Below are 17,224 nucleotides of genomic sequence, written 5' to 3'. Positions count from 1 at the left end.
TGACATGAAAAATAGCCTGAGAGCACTTCAACAACGATGGGCGGCCTTTTCCCCTCGTGAACAGAAATTACTGTTAGGTGGTGTATCGTTGTGTGTGGTTGCGATCATTTATTGGGGCATTTTAGCGCCACTTAATCAGAAAACCGAGCTTGCGCAAGCCCGGATTATCAGTGAAAGACAATTGCTTAATTGGGTGACGGATAAGGCTGATGCCATTACTCAATTGCGCGCACAAGGTGGTGGGGTGGCAACGACGCAACCGCTCAATCAAGTCATCTCATCAAGTGTGCAGCGTTTTCAAATTGAGCTTATTCGTATTCAACCGCGTGATGAAATGATGCAGGTTTGGATACAACCACTTCCTTTCTCTAAATTGGTGGATTGGCTTGCTTTTCTAAAAGAGCAGCAAGGTGTCGATGTCGAGTTTATGGACATCAACCGTGCTCAGCAAAGCGGCGTTGTCGAAGTAAAACGCTTACAACTGAAGCGAGGTGGTGAGTGAAAAAGAAATTGCTCTATAGCGGGTTCCTTGTAATGGTTTTTCTCATCAGTGTGGTCGCGCATATCCCGGCCTCCTTGGTGATGAATCAACTCTCCTCTTCCGAAGTCATGCGTGTCACTGGTGTTGACGGTACGGTGTGGTCTGGTAGTGCTCAACAACTGTTTTGGCAAGGGCAAAATGTCGGCGATCTCAACTGGGACATCCAAGTATTGCAACTGTTGATGGCCAAGTTTGAAGTGGCGGTACGCTTTGGACGCGGTAGTGATATGGGAGTTCGTGGCAAAGGCAATCTTGGTCTGGGGTTTTCTGGCCCTTATGCAGACAAGGTTGTGGTTTCTGTCGCGGCTAATAAATTGGCGACGCTGTTTCCACTGCCTGTGCCAGTGACTTTTCAGGGGCAAGTCGAATTGTCCTTGAATCATTACCGCTATGATAGTCCGTGGTGTGAATCTGCCGAAGGCTCACTTGCGTGGACCCATGGCCGAGTTGACTCACCTTTAGGAGAGCTCTCGCTTGGTCCGGTAGTCGCAGATCTGCAATGTCAAAGCAATCAGATGACATTGAACGGCCAGCAAAACAGTGATCAAATGAGCAGTGAGTTTGCCCTGCAGCTGCAACCAGACATGAGTTACAGTGCGAAAGTATGGTTTAAACCTGAAGCGCAATTCCCACCCGAAATGGCGGATCAATTACAGTGGATTGGAGCGCCAGACAACCAAGGTAAATATCAGTTTAATTATCAAGGCCAGCTTTGATTGGTTTTTTTAACCGTAATCATTTCATACCCCCAATAAAAGTGCTGAGTCTATTGATCAGCATTTTTATTGGTAATGGCCGTTATGGTTTGACTTGTAAAATGGTATTCCAAGGCAAATCAGCATCCCCTAACACAATAAAGTTGGGGTTTTCTAACGTTTCACGCTCATTGTAGGACAGCGGTTGCAGTTGCGTGTTGAGGATGCGTCCGCCCGCCTCTTCTACGATGCATTGCGTGGCGGCGGTATCCCATTCACCGGTTGGGCCGAGGCGCAAATAGCAGTCGACAGCACCTTCTGCGACTAAACACGCTTTCAGCGCTGCCGAGCCCAGCGGTACTAACTCATAATTCCATGCGCTGCTCATACAACTTGTAATACGGTTAATATCTTGGCGGCGACTGATCGCAATCGCGATGGATTGCCCAACGGTTTCGTGCTTGTGTGTTTCAATACGCAAGCTTTCAGACATGTCGGGGATCTTCCATGCGCCTTTGCCTGCGTAGGCGTAGTAGGTCACGCCAGAAACTGGCCCATAGACGACGCCCATCACTGGTTGGTTTTCTTCGATCAGTGCGATAATGGTGGCAAAGTCACCACTGCGCGCAATAAACTCTTGCGTACCATCAAGTGGGTCAACCAACCAGTATCGCTGCCATTGGCTGCGTTTTTCTAGGCTAATGTCCGCCGCCTCTTCCGACAAAACAGGAATATCTGGCGTGAGTTCACTCAGTCGTTCGCAGATCAGTTTATGCGCAGCAAGATCGGCACTGGTGACTGGGGTGTGGTCACTTTTGGTGAACGCTTCGTAGTTTTTCTTTTCGTAGATATCGAGAATCAATTGCCCAGCAGAGCGAGCGATTTCAATTACGTCAGGCAGTAAGTAAGATAAATTATTGGCTGTTGGCATCATCAATCCTATAGCTCTACTTTGTTATTTTAGGCTGCGCAGAGCAAGCAGTAGTGCGGTAATGCTTCGGGCTTCACAGAAATCGAGGTGAGTCAGTAGCTCTTCTGCTTGGGCCAGAGGCCAGCGAATGACCTCTAAAGGTTCGGGTTCATCGCCTTCCATTACTTCTGAGTATAGATCTTGTGCTAAGAAGAGTGTCATTTTGCTCGAAAAGTAAGAGGGGGCAAGTACCACCTCTTTTAAGGGGGTTAAGGTGCTTGCGCCAAAACCAATTTCTTCTTTGAGTTCACGATTTGCTGCTTGTTGCGGGCTTTCTCCTTGGTCAATCAAACCCTTAGGGAATCCGAGCTCATAGCGTTCAGTGCCAGCGGCATACTCTCGAACCAGCAGTAAATCTCCTTGTGCCGTTACTGGCACCATCATAACTGCATGCCGGCCGCTCGGTTTCATTCGTTCATAGGTCCGCTGTTCGCCGTTAGAAAAGCGTAAATCTAATGATTCGATGGTAAACAGGGTCGATTGAGCTGCCGTTCTTTGGGCTAAAATTTCGGGCAGTTTTCTGGTTGGCATACACTAATTCCCGTAAGGCAAATGACTTTTCTAACTATATGAGAAAATGACCTTAATTGAAAAGGACTTGAGCGCGGCAAATGATTTTAAGTATAAAAAAGCCGAGAATCTCATCTCGGCTTCGTTTTTCTGTAATCCACGTATCTAGCGAGTCACTAGTAGTAAGAGTGCTCACCACGATCGTGTTCAGTAGCATCGCGCACCGCGGTTAATTCGCCTTCAAATTGTTGAAGCAGTTCTTTTTCAATGCCTTCTTTGAGGGTGACATCGACCATTGAACAACCGTTACAGCCGCCACCAAAGGCGACAATCGCAATACCATCTTCGGTGATTTCAACCAAGCTGACATGGCCACCATGGCCAGCTAACTGCGGGTTGACTTGAGTTTGAATCGCATATTCCACACGTTCAATCAGGCTTGCGTCATCAGACACTTTACGCATCTTTGCATTCGGAGCTTTAAGTGTCAGTTGTGAACCCATTTTATCAGTGACGAAATCGATCTCTGCGTCTTCTAAAAACGGCAAGCTCAGTTCATCGACATACGCAGAAAAACCTTCAAAGGCAATTTCAGTATCAGTCGCTTCCACTGCCTCTGGTGGGCAGTAAGAGACGCCACACTCTGCATTTTGAGTGCCTGGATTGACTACAAAAACTCGGATGTTAGTACCATCAGGCTGTTGCCCAAGCAACTTGCCGAAATGGGTTTGGGCTGTTTCGGTAATAATAATAGAATTTGACACGACGAATACCTGAGTAAATTTATAGGTTATTACTTGCCATTCTACTCCTGAAACACGGCGGATCCAGTCCTTTTTACGCGCTAAATAAAACCGTGTTGGTTAATCTTTAGGTTCAGGAGTGCGGCATATGCAGTAAATATCAATCCTTTCGACACCGACTTCAAGCAGTAATTGACAGATTTGCTGCACGGTGCTGCCCGTGGTTACTACATCATCAACAAGTGCAATGTGCTTGTGCGTGGGAAGGTGCCGTAGTGTGAATGCATGTTTGAGATTTTGTTTGCGCTGTAATTTAGAAAGCCCTTGCTGCTGGGGTGTTGCGCGATTGCGTTTGATCAACTGGTTATCGCAGCTAGCCCCCAGTTGTTGACTTAATTGAGAGGCAAGTAGTGCACTTTGATTGAAGCCGCGTTTTAAGCGCCGTTGCCAGTGCAGCGGAACGCTGGTGATGAGCGGGGCGGGAGTGTCGATACGTGGCGTCAGTAAGGCACTCAAATGGCGAGATTGCCAAAATTGACCTTCATATTTGAGTTGATGAATGGTGTGACTGAGCGGAAAAATATAGTCGCCGACACAGTATAGGCGTTGCCAAGGCGGAGGATTCGCTAAACATTGCCCACATTGAGGCACGGTAATAAGCGTTGGCAGGCCGCACTGTTGGCAGCGAGGTTGCGGTGAAAAATAGGTTAGGCAGGTCTTACACCAAGCCCCAGTTTGGTGAGTTTCAATCGGTAAACGACACAGTAGACACTGACGGCTTACCAAGCGAGTGATGGTTTTTTGAACCCAATGCGATAACATAACCCAACCAAAGCTGTGAAACGAAGTATGGTTATACTCTTGCAACTTGAATCAGTCTTTGTGTTGACCGTGATTTCAAGTCAGTGAGTGTATGATCGGTATTTTTTCAGCGAAGAAGTGTGAATTTAGTGGGGGAATTTGTGAGCATGGCCACAGCGTTATATTGGCAAGCCTCAGGCGAGGGCGATGATCTTGTCTTGGTGCACGGTTGGGGGATGAATGGTGCAGTATGGCAGCAAGCGGTCGATGTGCTTAAAGGACATTTTCGTGTGCACGTGGTTGATTTGCCTGGTTATGGTCACAGCGCTGCTAGCCACGCCGCTGATCTAGAAGAGATCGCGCAAGCGCTAATCATGCAAGCACCTAAACAAGCCATTTGGGTCGGTTGGTCTTTGGGTGGGTTAGTGGCGACTCATATGGCACTGCATCACCCAAGTTATGTGAGCAAATTGGTCACTGTGGCGAGTTCTCCCAAATTTGCGGCACAGAAACCGTGGCGTGGCATTCTTCCTCAAGTGCTCAGTGCCTTTACTGAACAGTTAATGGACGATTTTCAGGCTACTGTTGAGCGCTTTATGGCACTGCAAGCGATGGGCAGCCCTCAGGCAAAGCAAGATGTGAAATACCTAAAACAAGCGGTGTTATCACGGCCCGCGCCGAACCCACAATCCTTGTTAGCGGGTTTGGTCATGTTGGCGGAGGTGGATTTGCGCCAGCCGTTGACAGCACTCTCGATTCCCATGCTTCGTCTATATGGTCGGCTTGATGGTTTGGTGCCGGTTAAGGTGGCGCAAGAGTTGCAAAAAACCTTGCCCAATAGCGAGCAGTACATTTTTGGCAATTCCTCCCACGCACCGTTCATCACTGAACTGGACGATTTTTGCCAGCAGCTCATCGCCTTTGCAGGTTAAGGCATTGATACCCATGCAATGTTTTTCTATTTAAAGCTACAGCTGTGTTGGCTCACCTCAATCACATCGTTGATCTCTCTCATGGGGATTCGCCCGCTTGCTGTCTCTATCTGCGGCGTCTTGAAACGTCAAGTCGTTGGGTGAAAATGTTAAATTAAAAATAAATTTGCTAAAAGTTTGAGCAATCTGGTCGATATAAAGTCTAACCCAGTAGTGCTGAGCGAAAGCAGGTCTATCGGGGCGGGCGATACTGAGGAGGTTTCGGCTATGATGGTGTCACCAACGAACGTAAGTGTGCCACTTATCGCCCCATCGGTTAATGTGCAAACGGAACAGGCCGCGCGTGACAATCGGATCCGCGCCCCTGTGATGCCAACCGTCGAACTGGCTAAAACCAACGCTGAGCGTAAGGTAAAGGCGGATGATAAAAGACGAAAACAGTCGTCATGGGACCCTTCAGAGCATCCAAGCTATGAGGTTGGCACCGAATACGAAACATCGACTTCTTATCAAGAGGAGCAGAAAAGCGAGCTCGAAAGGCTGTTTGACTTGCTCGCTCTCGCCACCTACAGCAAGGATCAAGGTAAAAGCTATACGATGCGGTTTAGGTTACCTAAACACATTATTGATGCTGCGATAACCGAAGGCAAAATGGCGCGCCGGCGAACTGTAATTAAGTACTATTATGGTCACGCGGTTGCCCCCAATACGCCTTCTGAAGTGATTGCGGTGTTGTAGGTCGATGAATGCGACTTATCGCGATAAATAAAATCCCCACTTAGGCGTTGGCCGCAGTGGGGATTTGTGTTTTTTGCGGCTCTGGTATGAGCGACGCGGTTAGGTGCTTTTCACTGTGATTCGTTTATCCAGTAAGCTACGCATCGCCGCTATTTTTTCGCTTTAGCAAAGGCGGCAGCGAAAGCTCCACCCATTGCCGCGTTTTGTTGTGGCTCTTCACGACGGCGTTGCGGTTGGCCACTATTTTGATGCGAACGCGTGTTGCTACTTGTTGCGCCAGAGCGTTGGCTGCGGTTATCTTGACCCGGCTCATCGTTTAAGCGCATCGAGAGTGCAATGCGTTTTCGCTGCACATCGACTTCCATTACTTTGACTTTGACGATGTCGCCCGCTTTCACCACTTCACGCGGGTCGGCAATGAAACGATCAGTCAACGCAGAGATATGCACTAAGCCATCTTGGTGAACGCCAATATCAACAAAAGCACCAAAGTTGGCCACATTCGATACCACGCCTTCCAAAATCATCCCAATTTCCAGATCTTTCATTTCAGTCACGCCGTCAGCAAAGGTCGCGGTCTTAAACTCAGGGCGTGGATCGCGGCCCGGTTTATCGAGCTCTTTGATGATGTCAGTGACAGTCGGCAGGCCGAAATGCTCGTCGGTATAATCGACGGCGTGTAAATTGCGCAAAAACTCACTATTGCCGATCAGTGCTTTGATCTCTTTGCTATTTTTTTCGGCGATGGCTTTCACCACTGGATAAGCTTCTGGGTGAACCGAAGAGGCATCGAGTGGATTTTTACCATCCATAATGCGTAAGAAGCCCGCACATTGCTCAAATGCTTTTGGCCCTAAGCGCGCGACTTTTTTCAGTGTAGCGCGTGAGGCGAAGCGTCCATTTTCATCCCGATAATCAACGATGTTTTGCGCCAGTGCGTTAGACAAGCCAGCCACGCGTGTTAACAGCGCGGCAGAGGCAGTATTCACATCCACGCCTACCGCGTTGACGCAGTCTTCAACAATCGCATCTAAGCGTTTGGCGAGCATCGACTGGCTGACATCGTGTTGGTATTGGCCCACACCGATCGATTTCGGATCGATTTTCACCAGCTCGGCAAGTGGGTCTTGCAGGCGGCGAGCTATCGACACCGCGCCGCGTAGCGACACATCCATATTGGGGAACTCTTTGGCCGCCAACTCAGAGGCTGAGTAGACCGAGGCCCCTGCTTCGCTAACAATGATTTTCTGCACTTTCAGGTTGCCGCGCTTAATGACATCGGCGACAAAAGTATCGGTTTCGCGCGATGCGGTACCGTTGCCAATCGCAATCAAATCGACGTTAAATTGGCGTACCAACTGCTCAACAATTTTCGCTGATTTGTCATGTTGGTTATGCGGTTGATGCGGATAAATCGTCTCGGTCGCCAGTACTTTACCCGTGGCGTCCACTACCGCAATTTTCGAACCCGTTCGCAAACCAGGATCTAAGCCGAGAGTGGCGCGTGGACCAGCCGGTGCGGCCATCAACAAATCTTTTAAGTTGGTGGCAAACACTTCAATCGCTTCGATTTCGGCACGCTCTTTCATTGCGCCCATCAGTTCGGTTTCCATGTGCATTGACACTTTAATGCGCCACGCCCAACTGATCACTTGTTTGCGCCACCCATCGGCAGGGGCGCTGCTTAAGTGAATGCCATAGTGTTGTGCAATCAGCGTTTCGCAATACGATTGGCGCACGCCCTCTTCTTGCTCTGGGTCGGCATTCATGCTCAAGCTTAAAAAGCCTTCATTGCGGCCGCGAAGCATGGCCAATGCGCGGTGTGAAGGCACTTTACTGAGCGTTTCATTATGCGCGAAGTAATCTTTAAATTTCTCCCCTGCTTGCTCTTTGCCTTCGACCACGCGAGAGACCAATTCGGCACTGCGCGTCAAATGGCGGCGCACTTTGTCCAGCAGGTTGGCATCTTCAGCAATGCGTTCCATGATAATGGCGCGTGCACCGTCCAGTGCTGCTTTGATATCACTGATCCCTTTCTCGGTGTTCACATAGTGTGCGGCCTCGGTTTCAGGGTCGGTTTGCGCTTCATTCCACAGCTTGTCTGCCAGGGGTTCAAGCCCTGCTTCAATCGCAATTTGACCTTTAGTACGACGCTTAGGTTTGTAGGGCAAATAGAGATCTTCAAGGCGAGTTTTACTATCTGCTTGGTTGATCTCTTGTGCTAGCTCAGCGCTGAGCTTGCCTTGTTCTTGAATCGATTTCAGAATGGTTTGGCGGCGATCATCGAGTTCGCGCAGATAGGATAAACGGCTGTCTAAGGTACGCAGTTGGGTGTCGTCTAGCCCACCCGTGACCTCTTTACGGTAACGGGCGATAAAAGGAACGGTGTTTCCGTCATCAATAAGTGTGACAGTCGCTGTCACTTGCTCAAGACGCACATTTAGCTCTTGTGCGATCAATTTGCAGATAGCTTGGCTCATCCGTGGTTTCTCTTTTGTAGTTCAGTAGCACCACCACTCAGGGTGGTTTGAATAGGGTAACTATTGGGGCACGTTAGACTTATTTCTAGTCTAACGGCGCGCTGTTATGAGATTAGTGAGATAACCTTCTACCCGATTGTGCCAAAGAGGTCACGTAACGCGTGTGATTTTGATGTCATTTTTCAGCGTTGGCAGCGCTAAAACCGAAGATGAGTTTGGTGGCTAAAGATAAGCTCAGTCAGTTGGTGCCGAGCGAAAATGACAGTATAGTAGCAAGCCATCGTGATGAATGTATAACCCGCGGCTACCTTGAATGTGCGGCAGTGTGTAATGGGAAAAGATCTTGAAGACCAAACTGATTACCCGTGAGGGCTACAATAAATTAAAGGCAGAGCATGACCATCTTTGGCATGAAAAACGGCCAGAAATTACCAAAATAGTCACTTGGGCTGCTGGCCTCGGGGATCGCTCTGAAAACGCAGACTACACCTTTAATAAGCGTTTACTGCGCCAAATTGATCGCCGAATTCGTTTTTTGAGAAAATTTTTACCGGAAGTGACGATAGTTGATTATTCGCCTCAACAAGAGGGGAAAGTGTTTTTCGGAGCTTGGGTGGAAATTGAAAATGAAGCGGGTGATGTAAAGCGCTTTCGCATTGTGGGCCCAGAAGAGATTTACGGTGACGCGAAAGATTACATCTCCATCGATTCACCGATGGCGCGTGCTCTGCTGAAAAAAGAGGTTGATGACGAGGTGCAAGTGCCCACGCCCACCGGTATCAAAGAGTGGTTTATTAACTCGATTGAGTATGAAAAAGGGCAGTGAACGGAGTATTCGGTTATCCAAAATATTCCTCGGTCGCTCATTTTTCTCACCTCACTTGCTTCGCAACGCCTCTAACGGCTTTTTCAACACGGCGGGTAGCGAGTAGAGCAGCAGTAGCCGTAGGGCGTGGTTGATCATCACAAACGCGGGTTCCATGCCCAGCAGTAGGGCGACGGCGGTCATCGCTTCTACACTGCCGGGGACCCAAGCTAGAAGTAATACCACCCAAGATTTATCCAGCAGTAACGCAAACAAGCCAGACACGGTGACGGCGACCAGCAGACCAATCAGTGTAACCATCACACCCGCGCGCGAATAAGCCATGGCTTCGCGCAATGTGGTATCGGCAAGGCGTGCGCCAATCAAAATGCCCAACAGTGCGGTGGCGAATACCACCATCCATGTTGGAAGTTGTAGCGCAATGCCTGTCGAAAAACTATTGAAACTGGCCGTGACCAGCAGTGCCGCCAACATATAGGGCGCGGGAATGCCGAGCAAGGTCGAGCCTTTGCCCAGCAGTAGACTAAACAGCGCAAGCGCAAAGAAAATCAACCACGCGTAAATCGTTAAACTGCTCTCAACGGGGGCAGCGTCGGGCGTGCTATTGGAGATAAAAAGGGCCAGTAAAGTGAGGATCATCAAGCGTACCGAGTGCGAATAAACCACTTTGGTTGAAGGAGTCTGGCTTGATTCGCTGATCACCAAAATCGCTGCCATCGCGCCCGGTACCGCACCGAGTAGAGATTCAAACGGTGACCAACCTTCTCTTTTGCGGAGCCAAAGAAAGCTGCTGGCGATCTGCAAGCTTAAGCAGCAAACCAAACCGATAATCACCGGTAGGGTTAAGGTTTCGCCCAATTGACTTAAACTGATGGTCGCCCCAACGCTGATGCCGAGCACAATTTGCACCGTCAACAATAACCCGTTAGGAACGCGAATGGATAAGAGGTGTTTTTTATGCAGCACAATGACTAAAGCTGCGGCAATAAACATTTCAGAAAGCGGAATGGCGAGCAGGCTTCCCACACTTGCCGCAACAGCTGCGATCACCACAATGTGAATAAACAGAGTAAAAGAAGCTCTTTCGAACATTATGCCTTTCCTTAATAAATTGTGCAGCGTAAATGCCATCGTTCCTCTAGCACTTCACGTTGCAGTGCTTGCGTTTGGCTTTCTCCCGTATCGATATGACCGTCGGGGATGATGATTTAGGCCATCGCAGGGTTTAAACGTGTCCAGCTTACTAACAATAATGCAGCGAATGCCAACCACACCAAAGTGGCACATACCAGTGTACTGGTGAGAGGTAGCCAATAACTGAAGTAGTATACTGCCAACAGGTATGCCGCATACGGGATAAGCGAGTAAAGGCCAAACAACGCGGTGGTGCGCAGGTCTTCCATCGTGCGTTCGGTGCCGACAATGTAATGCGCAATCAGAGCGAAGGTAGGAAACAGCGGTACAAGACCAGCAATAAAAAAGCTTTTGCTTTTGGAGAGCAGGGCGATGATCAACACGGCAAGCGCACCAAGCAGGCACTTGAAAAACAGAGCTGCCATGACATTTCCTTTTGTCAGAATAGATTAAGTGTTGCTCACTATAAATCACTGACAGGTTAACTAGAAATGTTCATTGATGGGTTTGTTATTTTCTATGCAACATTTCTTCAAATCCAAGTAAAATGGCCGCCACTCTTTTTATTCGGCGGCGTGTTGTATCATGCGGCTTGGTTGGGCAAAGATGAAATTAGGAAAACGGCTCACGCAGTTAGTACAGCAGATCAACCGCCACTACGATCATATTTGGGATTGCTGCTGCGATCACGGTCTGCTTGGCGCGGCGTTACTGAAGCGCTGTCCAAATAGTGTGGTGCATTTTGTAGATATTGTGCCAGCGTTGATTGAAAAGGTGACGCTTGATTTAACGCGCTATTTCCCTGCAACGGCGGCGTTACCGCGCTGGCGTACACATTGCCTTGATGTGCGCGATTTGCCGCTTGATAGCCATTCTGGCTCGCATCTACTGATCATCGCTGGGGTTGGCGGTGATTTAATGAGTGAATTCATTGCCGCGCTGGTTGAGCGTTATCCGCATCGCTCGTTCGATTTTCTGCTTTGTCCTGTGCATCACGGCTATACCTTACGTGAACAGTTGATGACACTGGGCGCGAGATTACAACAGGAACAACTGGTGGAAGAGAATCGGCGTATCTACGAGCTGCTGAACGTGCAGATTAATCCGCCTGCAGTACGAGGCAAAGAACCAACATTACCCCTCCTTAGTTTGGCCGGCGAATCGATCTGGCAAGTGGCCAATGATGAGCAAAAAATGATTGCCCAGCGTTATCTGACGCAATTGCAACAGCATTATCAGCGTAAAGCGCAAGGCGGCGATGTTAGCGCGCAAAAGTGTTGGCAAGCCTATCAGCCGATTAATATCACTTGTCATGGAAATTTTCGCGATGGAAATAGCCCAATAGGCGGAGAATATGAAAGCACTCAATGATCTGAACTTGTTTGTCGAAACCGCACGCCAAGGCAGTTTTTCTAAGGCGGCCAACAGCGTATCGCTGACCACGGCCGCGGTCAGTGCCGCCATTCGCCGTTTAGAAGAGCAGGTGCAGTTTCCGCTCTTTGTCCGCTCGACACGTCATATGCGCTTAACCCAAGAGGGGGAGATTTTCCTCGCCAAAACTCAGACAGCCCTTGCCACGTTGCAAGAAGGGCTCGATCAGATAGCATGCGCGCGCGGTCAACTGGCGGGGAAGCTGCACCTCAGTGCCCCTTCGGATTTGGGGCGCAATTTACTGCTGGATTGGATCGATGAATTTATTGCCTTGCACCCGAACGTCATTATTAAACTGGATCTCTCCGATCGCTTAGCGGATATGTATGCTCACCCGATGGATATTGCGATTCGTTATGGCCATCCTGCTGATTCCAATTTGGTTGCAATGCCGCTGTGTGAATCAAACGAGCGCGTGTTGTGCGCCTCGCCAGAATATTTGGCAACGCATCCACCTATCCTCCATCCTGACGATCTGCAACATCACAATTGTCTTTGTTATATGCTGGCCGACACCCTGCATAATAAGTGGGTTTTGAGCCGAGAGGGCGAAACGCAGAGTGTGGTAGTGCAAGGAAACCCCGCATGCAACGATGGTGACGTGGTACATCGATTGGCTGTTAAAGGCAAAGGCATTGCCAATAAGTCATTAATGGATATCAGTCAGGATATTATTGATGGGCGCTTAGTACGTATTTTACCGCAATGGGAAAGTGGGCCAGTGCCAATTTATATCGTGTGCGCAGACCGACGTTTGATCACTCCAACCATTCGCGCTTTTCAGGAATTTATTCGTGGAAAAGGCTGCCAGCAACGACAAGCGGTACTGACAGCCATCAAACAGCGTGAGAGTTAATCCTGCATTAGCCAACAAACGTTAGCGGGCGGATTTGTAGGTATTCCAATGCCTCTTGCTCGCTAAGCTGTTGTTGAAAGTGCTGAAAATGTGCACTCTGTTGGTGTTGTTGCAAGCTCTCCTCTGAGCACCAAATCTCCTGCATCAAGAATAACCCGTCAATCGAGTTATCACGATAGAGCTCATATTGGCAGCAGCCTGTTTCGTTGCGGCTCGGTTCAAGCAGCGCTTCAAGCATAGCTTGCACTCGCTCTATTGAGTCGGGAAGGGCTTTGATTTCGGCTAATAAGTGGATCATGGCTTATAACTCAGTAAAGACGGTTTGCTCTGGCCAGCGAGATTTCGGCAGCTTGGCGTTGAAATCTTCTTCGCTGTGGTAACCGAGCGGTACAATCACTAAGCTGGTGAACCCTTTTTCAGTCAGGCCAAACTCTTGGTTGAGCACCTCGGCATCAAACCCTTCAATGGGGACTGCATCAATGCCCATCGCAGCCGCTCCGAGCAGCAGTGTTCCAACATTTAAATAAACTTGTTTTTGCATCCAGTGTTCGGCGTCATTGAGCGTTTCTCTATGCAAGTTAACAAAATAGCTGCGTCCGCCGTGCATGCCTGTTTTCGCTTCTTCATTGGCAAAGCGGCCATCTTTCTCTTCGTTTTCCAGCAGCGTCAATAAGTAGTGATCATCAATATCGGTTTTGGCGCAAAACACCATCACGTGAGACGCATCCAAAATTTTGCGTTCGTTAAAGGAAAATTGACCTTGCGCCGCTTTGGCGATACGCGTTTTGCCTTCCTCGCTAGCCGCCAAAATAAAATGCCAAGGCTGCGAATTGACGCTAGAGGCGCTCATGCGTACCAGTTCTTTAATATCAGCGACTTGCTGTTCAGTCAGTTTACGGTTGGTGTCAAACGCTTTGGTGGAATAGCGCGCTTGCGATGCTTGAACAATATTCATTTTTCCCTCCTAGGGAAGATAACATTCGAGATGGCGCTAAGATAACGGACTGAGTCCAAACAAGAAACCGCCTCTTGCTTAATTCATTTTCAAAAAAAATTTGATAATCCGAATTTGAAAACGCCCTAGCTTGCGGAAAAAGTTAGCACTATCTCATGATATTTCTGAATTAGCGCATACACTTAATGTGTACGGTAGATCATCATTAAGGGATATGGTCACTCACTAAGCGTTAATGATTGTCTAATATATTCAAAAGGTTGCTTTGGCCGGAGAGTATGCATGACGGAGTGTAAGTGCATTTGTTGGTTTATTCTCTTTTCTCTTCCCATCCACTCGGCGTGGGCGGATATTGACTACGGGCCTGCGCAAAGCTATGTGCAATCGCCACTGCATACCAATAGCCTTTCTGCACAACTTCGCTCCGGCTTTTCGATGCAAGAGGAAGAAGTGGAGCTCTATACCAGCGCGACTATCGCCAGCATTTGGGCGATCACGCCTGACTATACGCTGGATTATTACCAGAATCAGATAGCGATGGGCGGTAAATGGCAGCTCTCTTCGAAGTGGCAGGCTGAGCTTAATTATCGTTGGAACTTTGCTGCCAATAATCATTTAGATGGCTTAACCATTGCTTTTCATGATGGGTTTGGCATTGATCAAAACGGGCGTGAGGATGTCGATAACGATCGCTTCATCATTCAAATGCCAGAGTACGGCATTGATCAGGAAGCGTTCCGAGGCGAGACATTGAGCCGTGCGTTGACCAGTTATTTACAGTACCAGCTGGTGGATAAGTCTCATCACGGTTTGTCATTGGGAGTTTCACTCTATTACAACGATCCACACCATGGAATATTCAACCTATCCGAGTTTGAACAAGCGGTGCAGCTTAATTATGGCTACCGAAGAGGTAAGCATGCACTTGATACGCTGTTGGCTATCACCTTTCGCAACCCGACCAATGTACCAGGCCAAACACAGTATCATTCGAGTACTTGGTCGATGGGTACCAGTTATCGATATCAGTGGTTAGAACGCCATTATCTGATTGGGCAGGTCTCATTCTATCAAGGCCTTTCAACGGGGGAGGATGACTTTTCTAAACCATCGACCGAGTTTATTTTGGGGTATCGTTATCAAATGAGCCATTCAGCGATTGAAGTTACTGTGGTCGAAAATATGTTTAATGCCAACAACAGCACCGATATTGCCTTTGGTTTAGGCTATCGCTATCGTTTTGGCCGTTTTGATAAAGAGCCGAACTGACAAACGATGTCATCCGCTTAGTGTCTAACAACGAAGCGCGACAAAAGACATAAACGTTAACAATTCTTTGCATGATTTTAGCCGCAACGGTGTTACATTTTACTCGCTCGGTTTGATATTGGCTGAAGCTCAGAATTAGGTGGGATCTCAGATGCAAGAAAACTATAAAATTTTAGTGGTGGATGATGATGCGCGTTTACGTGCATTGCTTGAGCGTTACTTGTCAGAGCAAGGTTTTCTGGTGCGTAGTGTCGCCAATAGCGAACAGATGGATCGCCTGCTCACTCGTGAAAACTTCCACTTAATGGTGCTTGATTTGATGTTACCGGGTGAAGATGGTTTGTCTATTTGCCGCCGCTTGCGTAACGCCAATAACATGTTGCCGATTTTAATGCTGACCGCCAAAGGCGACGAAGTGGATCGTATTGTTGGCTTGGAGGTGGGTGCGGATGATTACCTGCCCAAACCGTTTAACCCGCGTGAACTACTGGCGCGAATCAAAGCCGTGCTGCGCCGCCAAGTGATTGAAGCCCCCGGCGCGCCAAGTGCTGAAGAATCGGTGGTTGAATTTGGTGAGTTTCGCCTGAATTTAGGTACCCGCGAAATGTTCCGTGGCGATGAGCCGATGCCGCTCACTTCCGGTGAATTTGCTGTATTGAAGACCTTAGTCACCAATGCGCGTGAGCCAATGTCGCGCGATAAGTTGATGAATATGGCAAGAGGGCGTGAATACTCCGCAATGGAGCGCTCGATTGATGTGCAAATCTCGCGTTTACGTCGCATGCTTGAAGTGGATCCAAGCAAACCACGCTACATACAAACGGTATGGGGCTTAGGTTACGTCTTCGTTCCAGATGGTAAAGAGTCTTAAATTTCAATCAGCTCCTGTCGGTTAACCCACAGGAGCTTTTTTGTCGCCTTTTTGATAGTACGTTCATAGCGGGTTTTCCTATGCGCATTCGCAGTTCCTTTACTCAATCGATTTTGCTCTTCTTTTCATTGCTGATCGCCAGCCAAGTGTATTCTTATTACGCCGTATTTAACTATGCTTTGATGCCCAGTTTGCAGCAGTTCAATAAGATTTTGGGCCATGAGATCAACCTAATGCTGGACGATGCGGCGAACAATACATCGAAGCTGGGAATGGACGCCTTACAGCGCCGCCGAGTGTTAGAACAGTTGGGCGTCACCATTCATAGTGAAGAGAGTGAGATGGCCCAAGAGTATCACGATGCCATCAGCATTGATTTGATGAGCGAGGAGATGAGCAATGAGCTCGGCTCGCCGACCGATGTGCGGATGATTTTGGGTAAAGAGAGTTATATTTTATGGATGAAAGTGGACTCTTTTCCGGGGTCATTAATACGCATCCCTCTCTCTGAGTTGCAAAAAGAGGATTTTGCGCCACTATTTCACAATAGTTTGGTGATGGCGTTACTGATCGTCTTAGGGGGATGGCTGTTTATTCGTCTACAAAATCGTCCCTTAATTGCCTTAGAAAAAGCCGCCAAAGCCGTTGGCCGAGGCGAGAACCCGCCACCATTGCCGCTCAAAGGCGCTTCTGAAATTCGCGCGGTGACGTTGGCGTTTAATCAAATGTCGAAAGGGATCCAAGCGCTTGAAGAGGATCGCTCATTATTGATGGCGGGGATCAGCCACGACTTACGTACGCCGCTGACTCGTATTCGCTTAGCCACGGAAATGATGTCTCCAGAAGAGAGTTATCTCGCCGAAGGGATCATCAGTGATACGGAAGAGTGTAACGAGATCATCAGTCAGTTTATGGACTACCTTAAACCCGTCAATAAACAGACCTTTACCGCCGTTGATCTCAATGAGATCGCCAATGATGTCGCCACTGCCGAAGGGGGCTACGAGATCAAAATCGATGTCGCGCTGCATTTACCAATGCAGCCAGCCTTTGGCAATGCGATCGCCATTAAACGCGCGGTGAGCAACTTAGTGGTGAACGCCATTCGTTATGGTAATGGTTGGGTTAAGGTGAGCACGGGCAGTACCGCAGATAACAAAATGGCTTGGGTTTGTGTGGAGGATAATGGCCCGGGTATTGATCCTAGCCAAGTGAGTAAAGTGTTTGAACCTTTTACGCGTGGTGATACCGCGCGCGGCAGTGAAGGCACAGGACTTGGTTTGGCGATAGTGAAACGGATTGTTAGCCAGCATCATGGCAGCGTTGTGGTGAGTAACCGCAGTGAAGGTGGACTCAAAGCGCAACTGAGCTTCCCGACCAAATAGGGGCTTAGTCACTAAATAACACAATGGGCTCAGTTGAGCCCATTGTGTTTACGGTTTATGCCTTTTCGGCTGCTGACCGAAGTTTTT

General features: G+C 48.6%; 20 protein-coding genes. 10 read left to right on the top strand and 10 right to left on the bottom strand.

The features are described 5' to 3' along the window. The first annotated feature begins 4 nt into the window (after nt 1-4). Both AACV20_RS01600 and AACV20_RS01595 read left to right on the top strand, forming a co-directional pair. Nucleotides 5-502 (top strand): type II secretion system protein M, encoded by a 498-nt coding sequence (locus AACV20_RS01600; protein ID WP_170907839.1) that lies wholly within the window; start codon nt 5-7, stop codon nt 500-502. Next, nucleotides 499-1,257 carry a type II secretion system protein N gene (locus AACV20_RS01595; protein ID WP_170907838.1) on the top strand — a complete coding sequence of 253 codons (759 nt, stop codon included), beginning with the start codon at nt 499-501 and terminating at the stop codon, nt 1,255-1,257. The genes AACV20_RS01600 and AACV20_RS01595 overlap by 4 nt, the downstream gene beginning before the upstream one ends. Nucleotides 1,258-1,339: 82 nt before the next feature. On the opposite strand, the gene cysQ is transcribed toward AACV20_RS01595, so the two are convergent. The 4 genes from cysQ to AACV20_RS01575 form a co-directional block, all read right to left on the bottom strand. Continuing rightward, a complete protein-coding gene (cysQ, locus tag AACV20_RS01590) occupies nt 1,340-2,167 on the bottom strand; it encodes a 3'(2'),5'-bisphosphate nucleotidase CysQ (protein ID WP_010319313.1) in 828 nt (275 codons plus the stop codon). Between the two features lie 24 nt (nt 2,168-2,191). Continuing rightward, complete coding sequence (nudE, locus tag AACV20_RS01585; protein WP_013855426.1) at nt 2,192-2,737, bottom strand: ADP compounds hydrolase NudE; 546 nt, start codon at nt 2,735-2,737, stop codon at nt 2,192-2,194. A 155-nt stretch (nt 2,738-2,892) separates the two neighbouring features. Continuing rightward, nucleotides 2,893-3,480, bottom strand: a complete 588-nt coding sequence (gene nfuA / locus AACV20_RS01580) for a Fe-S biogenesis protein NfuA (RefSeq protein WP_013855425.1) — start codon at nt 3,478-3,480, stop codon at nt 2,893-2,895. A 99-nt stretch (nt 3,481-3,579) separates the two neighbouring features. Next, nucleotides 3,580-4,281: an amidophosphoribosyltransferase gene (locus tag AACV20_RS01575; protein ID WP_013855424.1), complete on the bottom strand. Its 702-nt coding sequence runs from the start codon at nt 4,279-4,281 to the stop codon at nt 3,580-3,582. A gap of 146 nt (nt 4,282-4,427) precedes the next feature. Here AACV20_RS01575 and bioH point away from each other — a divergent pair, with 146 nt between their 5' ends. Beyond that, nucleotides 4,428-5,192, top strand: a complete 765-nt coding sequence (bioH, locus tag AACV20_RS01570) for a pimeloyl-ACP methyl ester esterase BioH (RefSeq protein WP_170907837.1) — start codon at nt 4,428-4,430, stop codon at nt 5,190-5,192. Between the two features lie 267 nt (nt 5,193-5,459). After that, nucleotides 5,460-5,930: a hypothetical protein gene (locus AACV20_RS01565; protein ID WP_026027513.1), complete on the top strand. Its 471-nt coding sequence runs from the start codon at nt 5,460-5,462 to the stop codon at nt 5,928-5,930. A gap of 149 nt (nt 5,931-6,079) precedes the next feature. Here AACV20_RS01565 and AACV20_RS01560 read toward each other — a convergent pair whose 3' ends face one another. Continuing rightward, the gene (locus AACV20_RS01560; protein ID WP_094129120.1) at nt 6,080-8,410 is read right to left on the bottom strand and encodes a Tex family protein; all 2,331 of its coding nucleotides are present in this window, start codon (nt 8,408-8,410) and stop codon (nt 6,080-6,082) included. Between the two features lie 343 nt (nt 8,411-8,753). On the opposite strand from AACV20_RS01560, the gene greB reads away from it, so the two are divergent. Then, the gene (greB, locus tag AACV20_RS01555) at nt 8,754-9,236 is read left to right on the top strand and encodes a transcription elongation factor GreB (protein WP_010319306.1); all 483 of its coding nucleotides are present in this window, start codon (nt 8,754-8,756) and stop codon (nt 9,234-9,236) included. Nucleotides 9,237-9,287: 51 nt separating this feature from the next. Here the strand turns inward: greB and AACV20_RS01550 are convergent, their stop codons facing one another. From AACV20_RS01550 to AACV20_RS01545, 3 genes are read right to left on the bottom strand one after another with little or no spacing between them, the layout of a single operon-like run. After that, nucleotides 9,288-10,328, bottom strand: a complete 1,041-nt coding sequence (locus tag AACV20_RS01550; RefSeq protein WP_170907836.1) for an AbrB family transcriptional regulator — start codon at nt 10,326-10,328, stop codon at nt 9,288-9,290. An 11-nt stretch (nt 10,329-10,339) separates the two neighbouring features. After that, a complete protein-coding gene (locus tag AACV20_RS17590; protein ID WP_256375990.1) occupies nt 10,340-10,438 on the bottom strand; it encodes an NUDIX domain-containing protein in 99 nt (32 codons plus the stop codon). 6 nt (nt 10,439-10,444) lie between these two features. After that, the gene (locus tag AACV20_RS01545) at nt 10,445-10,795 is read right to left on the bottom strand and encodes a GlpM family protein (protein WP_017048724.1); all 351 of its coding nucleotides are present in this window, start codon (nt 10,793-10,795) and stop codon (nt 10,445-10,447) included. A 181-nt stretch (nt 10,796-10,976) separates the two neighbouring features. Here AACV20_RS01545 and AACV20_RS01540 point away from each other — a divergent pair, with 181 nt between their 5' ends. Further along, nucleotides 10,977-11,741 (top strand): tRNA (adenine(22)-N(1))-methyltransferase, encoded by a 765-nt coding sequence (locus AACV20_RS01540; RefSeq protein ID WP_249929779.1) that lies wholly within the window; start codon nt 10,977-10,979, stop codon nt 11,739-11,741. Next, nucleotides 11,725-12,657 carry a LysR family transcriptional regulator gene (locus AACV20_RS01535; RefSeq protein ID WP_170907834.1) on the top strand — a complete coding sequence of 311 codons (933 nt, stop codon included), beginning with the start codon at nt 11,725-11,727 and terminating at the stop codon, nt 12,655-12,657. Before AACV20_RS01540 ends, AACV20_RS01535 begins: the two co-directional genes overlap by 17 nt. Nucleotides 12,658-12,664: 7 nt before the next feature. Here AACV20_RS01535 and AACV20_RS01530 read toward each other — a convergent pair whose 3' ends face one another. Next, entirely contained in the window at nt 12,665-12,955 is a 291-nt protein-coding gene (locus AACV20_RS01530) for a putative quinol monooxygenase (RefSeq protein WP_013855414.1), read from the bottom strand. 3 nt (nt 12,956-12,958) lie between these two features. Beyond that, nucleotides 12,959-13,612, bottom strand: a complete 654-nt coding sequence (locus AACV20_RS01525) for an oxygen-insensitive NAD(P)H-dependent nitroreductase NfsB (RefSeq protein WP_017049380.1) — start codon at nt 13,610-13,612, stop codon at nt 12,959-12,961. A gap of 282 nt (nt 13,613-13,894) precedes the next feature. Here AACV20_RS01525 and AACV20_RS01520 point away from each other — a divergent pair, with 282 nt between their 5' ends. The 3 genes from AACV20_RS01520 to envZ all read left to right on the top strand — a co-directional run bounded on the left by AACV20_RS01520 (nt 13,895) and on the right by envZ (nt 17,137). Continuing rightward, the gene (locus AACV20_RS01520) at nt 13,895-14,881 is read left to right on the top strand and encodes a DUF3187 family protein (RefSeq protein WP_088728569.1); all 987 of its coding nucleotides are present in this window, start codon (nt 13,895-13,897) and stop codon (nt 14,879-14,881) included. Between the two features lie 151 nt (nt 14,882-15,032). Further along, the gene (ompR, locus tag AACV20_RS01515; RefSeq protein WP_010319303.1) at nt 15,033-15,752 is read left to right on the top strand and encodes an osmolarity response regulator transcription factor OmpR; all 720 of its coding nucleotides are present in this window, start codon (nt 15,033-15,035) and stop codon (nt 15,750-15,752) included. Nucleotides 15,753-15,832: 80 nt separating this feature from the next. After that, complete coding sequence (gene envZ / locus AACV20_RS01510; RefSeq protein WP_013855410.1) at nt 15,833-17,137, top strand: two-component system sensor histidine kinase EnvZ; 1,305 nt, start codon at nt 15,833-15,835, stop codon at nt 17,135-17,137. Nucleotides 17,138-17,224 lie beyond the last annotated feature (87 nt).

Source organism: Vibrio sp. B4-6 (assembly GCF_963888245.1).
GTDB lineage: Bacteria > Pseudomonadota > Gammaproteobacteria > Enterobacterales > Vibrionaceae > Vibrio > Vibrio anguillarum.
Note: the sequence above shows the minus strand (reverse complement) of the source record. Positions and strands in the feature narration are given on the sequence as shown.

Coding starts and splice junctions, on each gene's coding strand:
- AACV20_RS01600 (WP_170907839.1), top strand. CDS start 5: ATGAAAAATAGCCTGAGAGCACTTCAACAACGATGGGCGGCCTTTTCC.
- cysQ (WP_010319313.1), bottom strand. CDS start 2,167: ATGCCAACAGCCAATAATTTATCTTACTTACTGCCTGACGTAATTGAA.
- nudE (WP_013855426.1), bottom strand. CDS start 2,737: ATGCCAACCAGAAAACTGCCCGAAATTTTAGCCCAAAGAACGGCAGCT.
- AACV20_RS01575 (WP_013855424.1), bottom strand. CDS start 4,281: ATGTTATCGCATTGGGTTCAAAAAACCATCACTCGCTTGGTAAGCCGT.
- bioH (WP_170907837.1), top strand. CDS start 4,428: ATGGCCACAGCGTTATATTGGCAAGCCTCAGGCGAGGGCGATGATCTT.
- AACV20_RS01565 (WP_026027513.1), top strand. CDS start 5,460: ATGATGGTGTCACCAACGAACGTAAGTGTGCCACTTATCGCCCCATCG.
- AACV20_RS01560 (WP_094129120.1), bottom strand. CDS start 8,410: ATGAGCCAAGCTATCTGCAAATTGATCGCACAAGAGCTAAATGTGCGT.
- AACV20_RS01550 (WP_170907836.1), bottom strand. CDS start 10,328: ATGTTCGAAAGAGCTTCTTTTACTCTGTTTATTCACATTGTGGTGATC.
- AACV20_RS01545 (WP_017048724.1), bottom strand. CDS start 10,795: ATGGCAGCTCTGTTTTTCAAGTGCCTGCTTGGTGCGCTTGCCGTGTTG.
- AACV20_RS01540 (WP_249929779.1), top strand. CDS start 10,977: ATGAAATTAGGAAAACGGCTCACGCAGTTAGTACAGCAGATCAACCGC.
- AACV20_RS01535 (WP_170907834.1), top strand. CDS start 11,725: ATGAAAGCACTCAATGATCTGAACTTGTTTGTCGAAACCGCACGCCAA.
- AACV20_RS01530 (WP_013855414.1), bottom strand. CDS start 12,955: ATGATCCACTTATTAGCCGAAATCAAAGCCCTTCCCGACTCAATAGAG.
- AACV20_RS01525 (WP_017049380.1), bottom strand. CDS start 13,612: ATGAATATTGTTCAAGCATCGCAAGCGCGCTATTCCACCAAAGCGTTT.
- AACV20_RS01520 (WP_088728569.1), top strand. CDS start 13,895: ATGACGGAGTGTAAGTGCATTTGTTGGTTTATTCTCTTTTCTCTTCCC.
- ompR (WP_010319303.1), top strand. CDS start 15,033: ATGCAAGAAAACTATAAAATTTTAGTGGTGGATGATGATGCGCGTTTA.
- envZ (WP_013855410.1), top strand. CDS start 15,833: ATGCGCATTCGCAGTTCCTTTACTCAATCGATTTTGCTCTTCTTTTCA.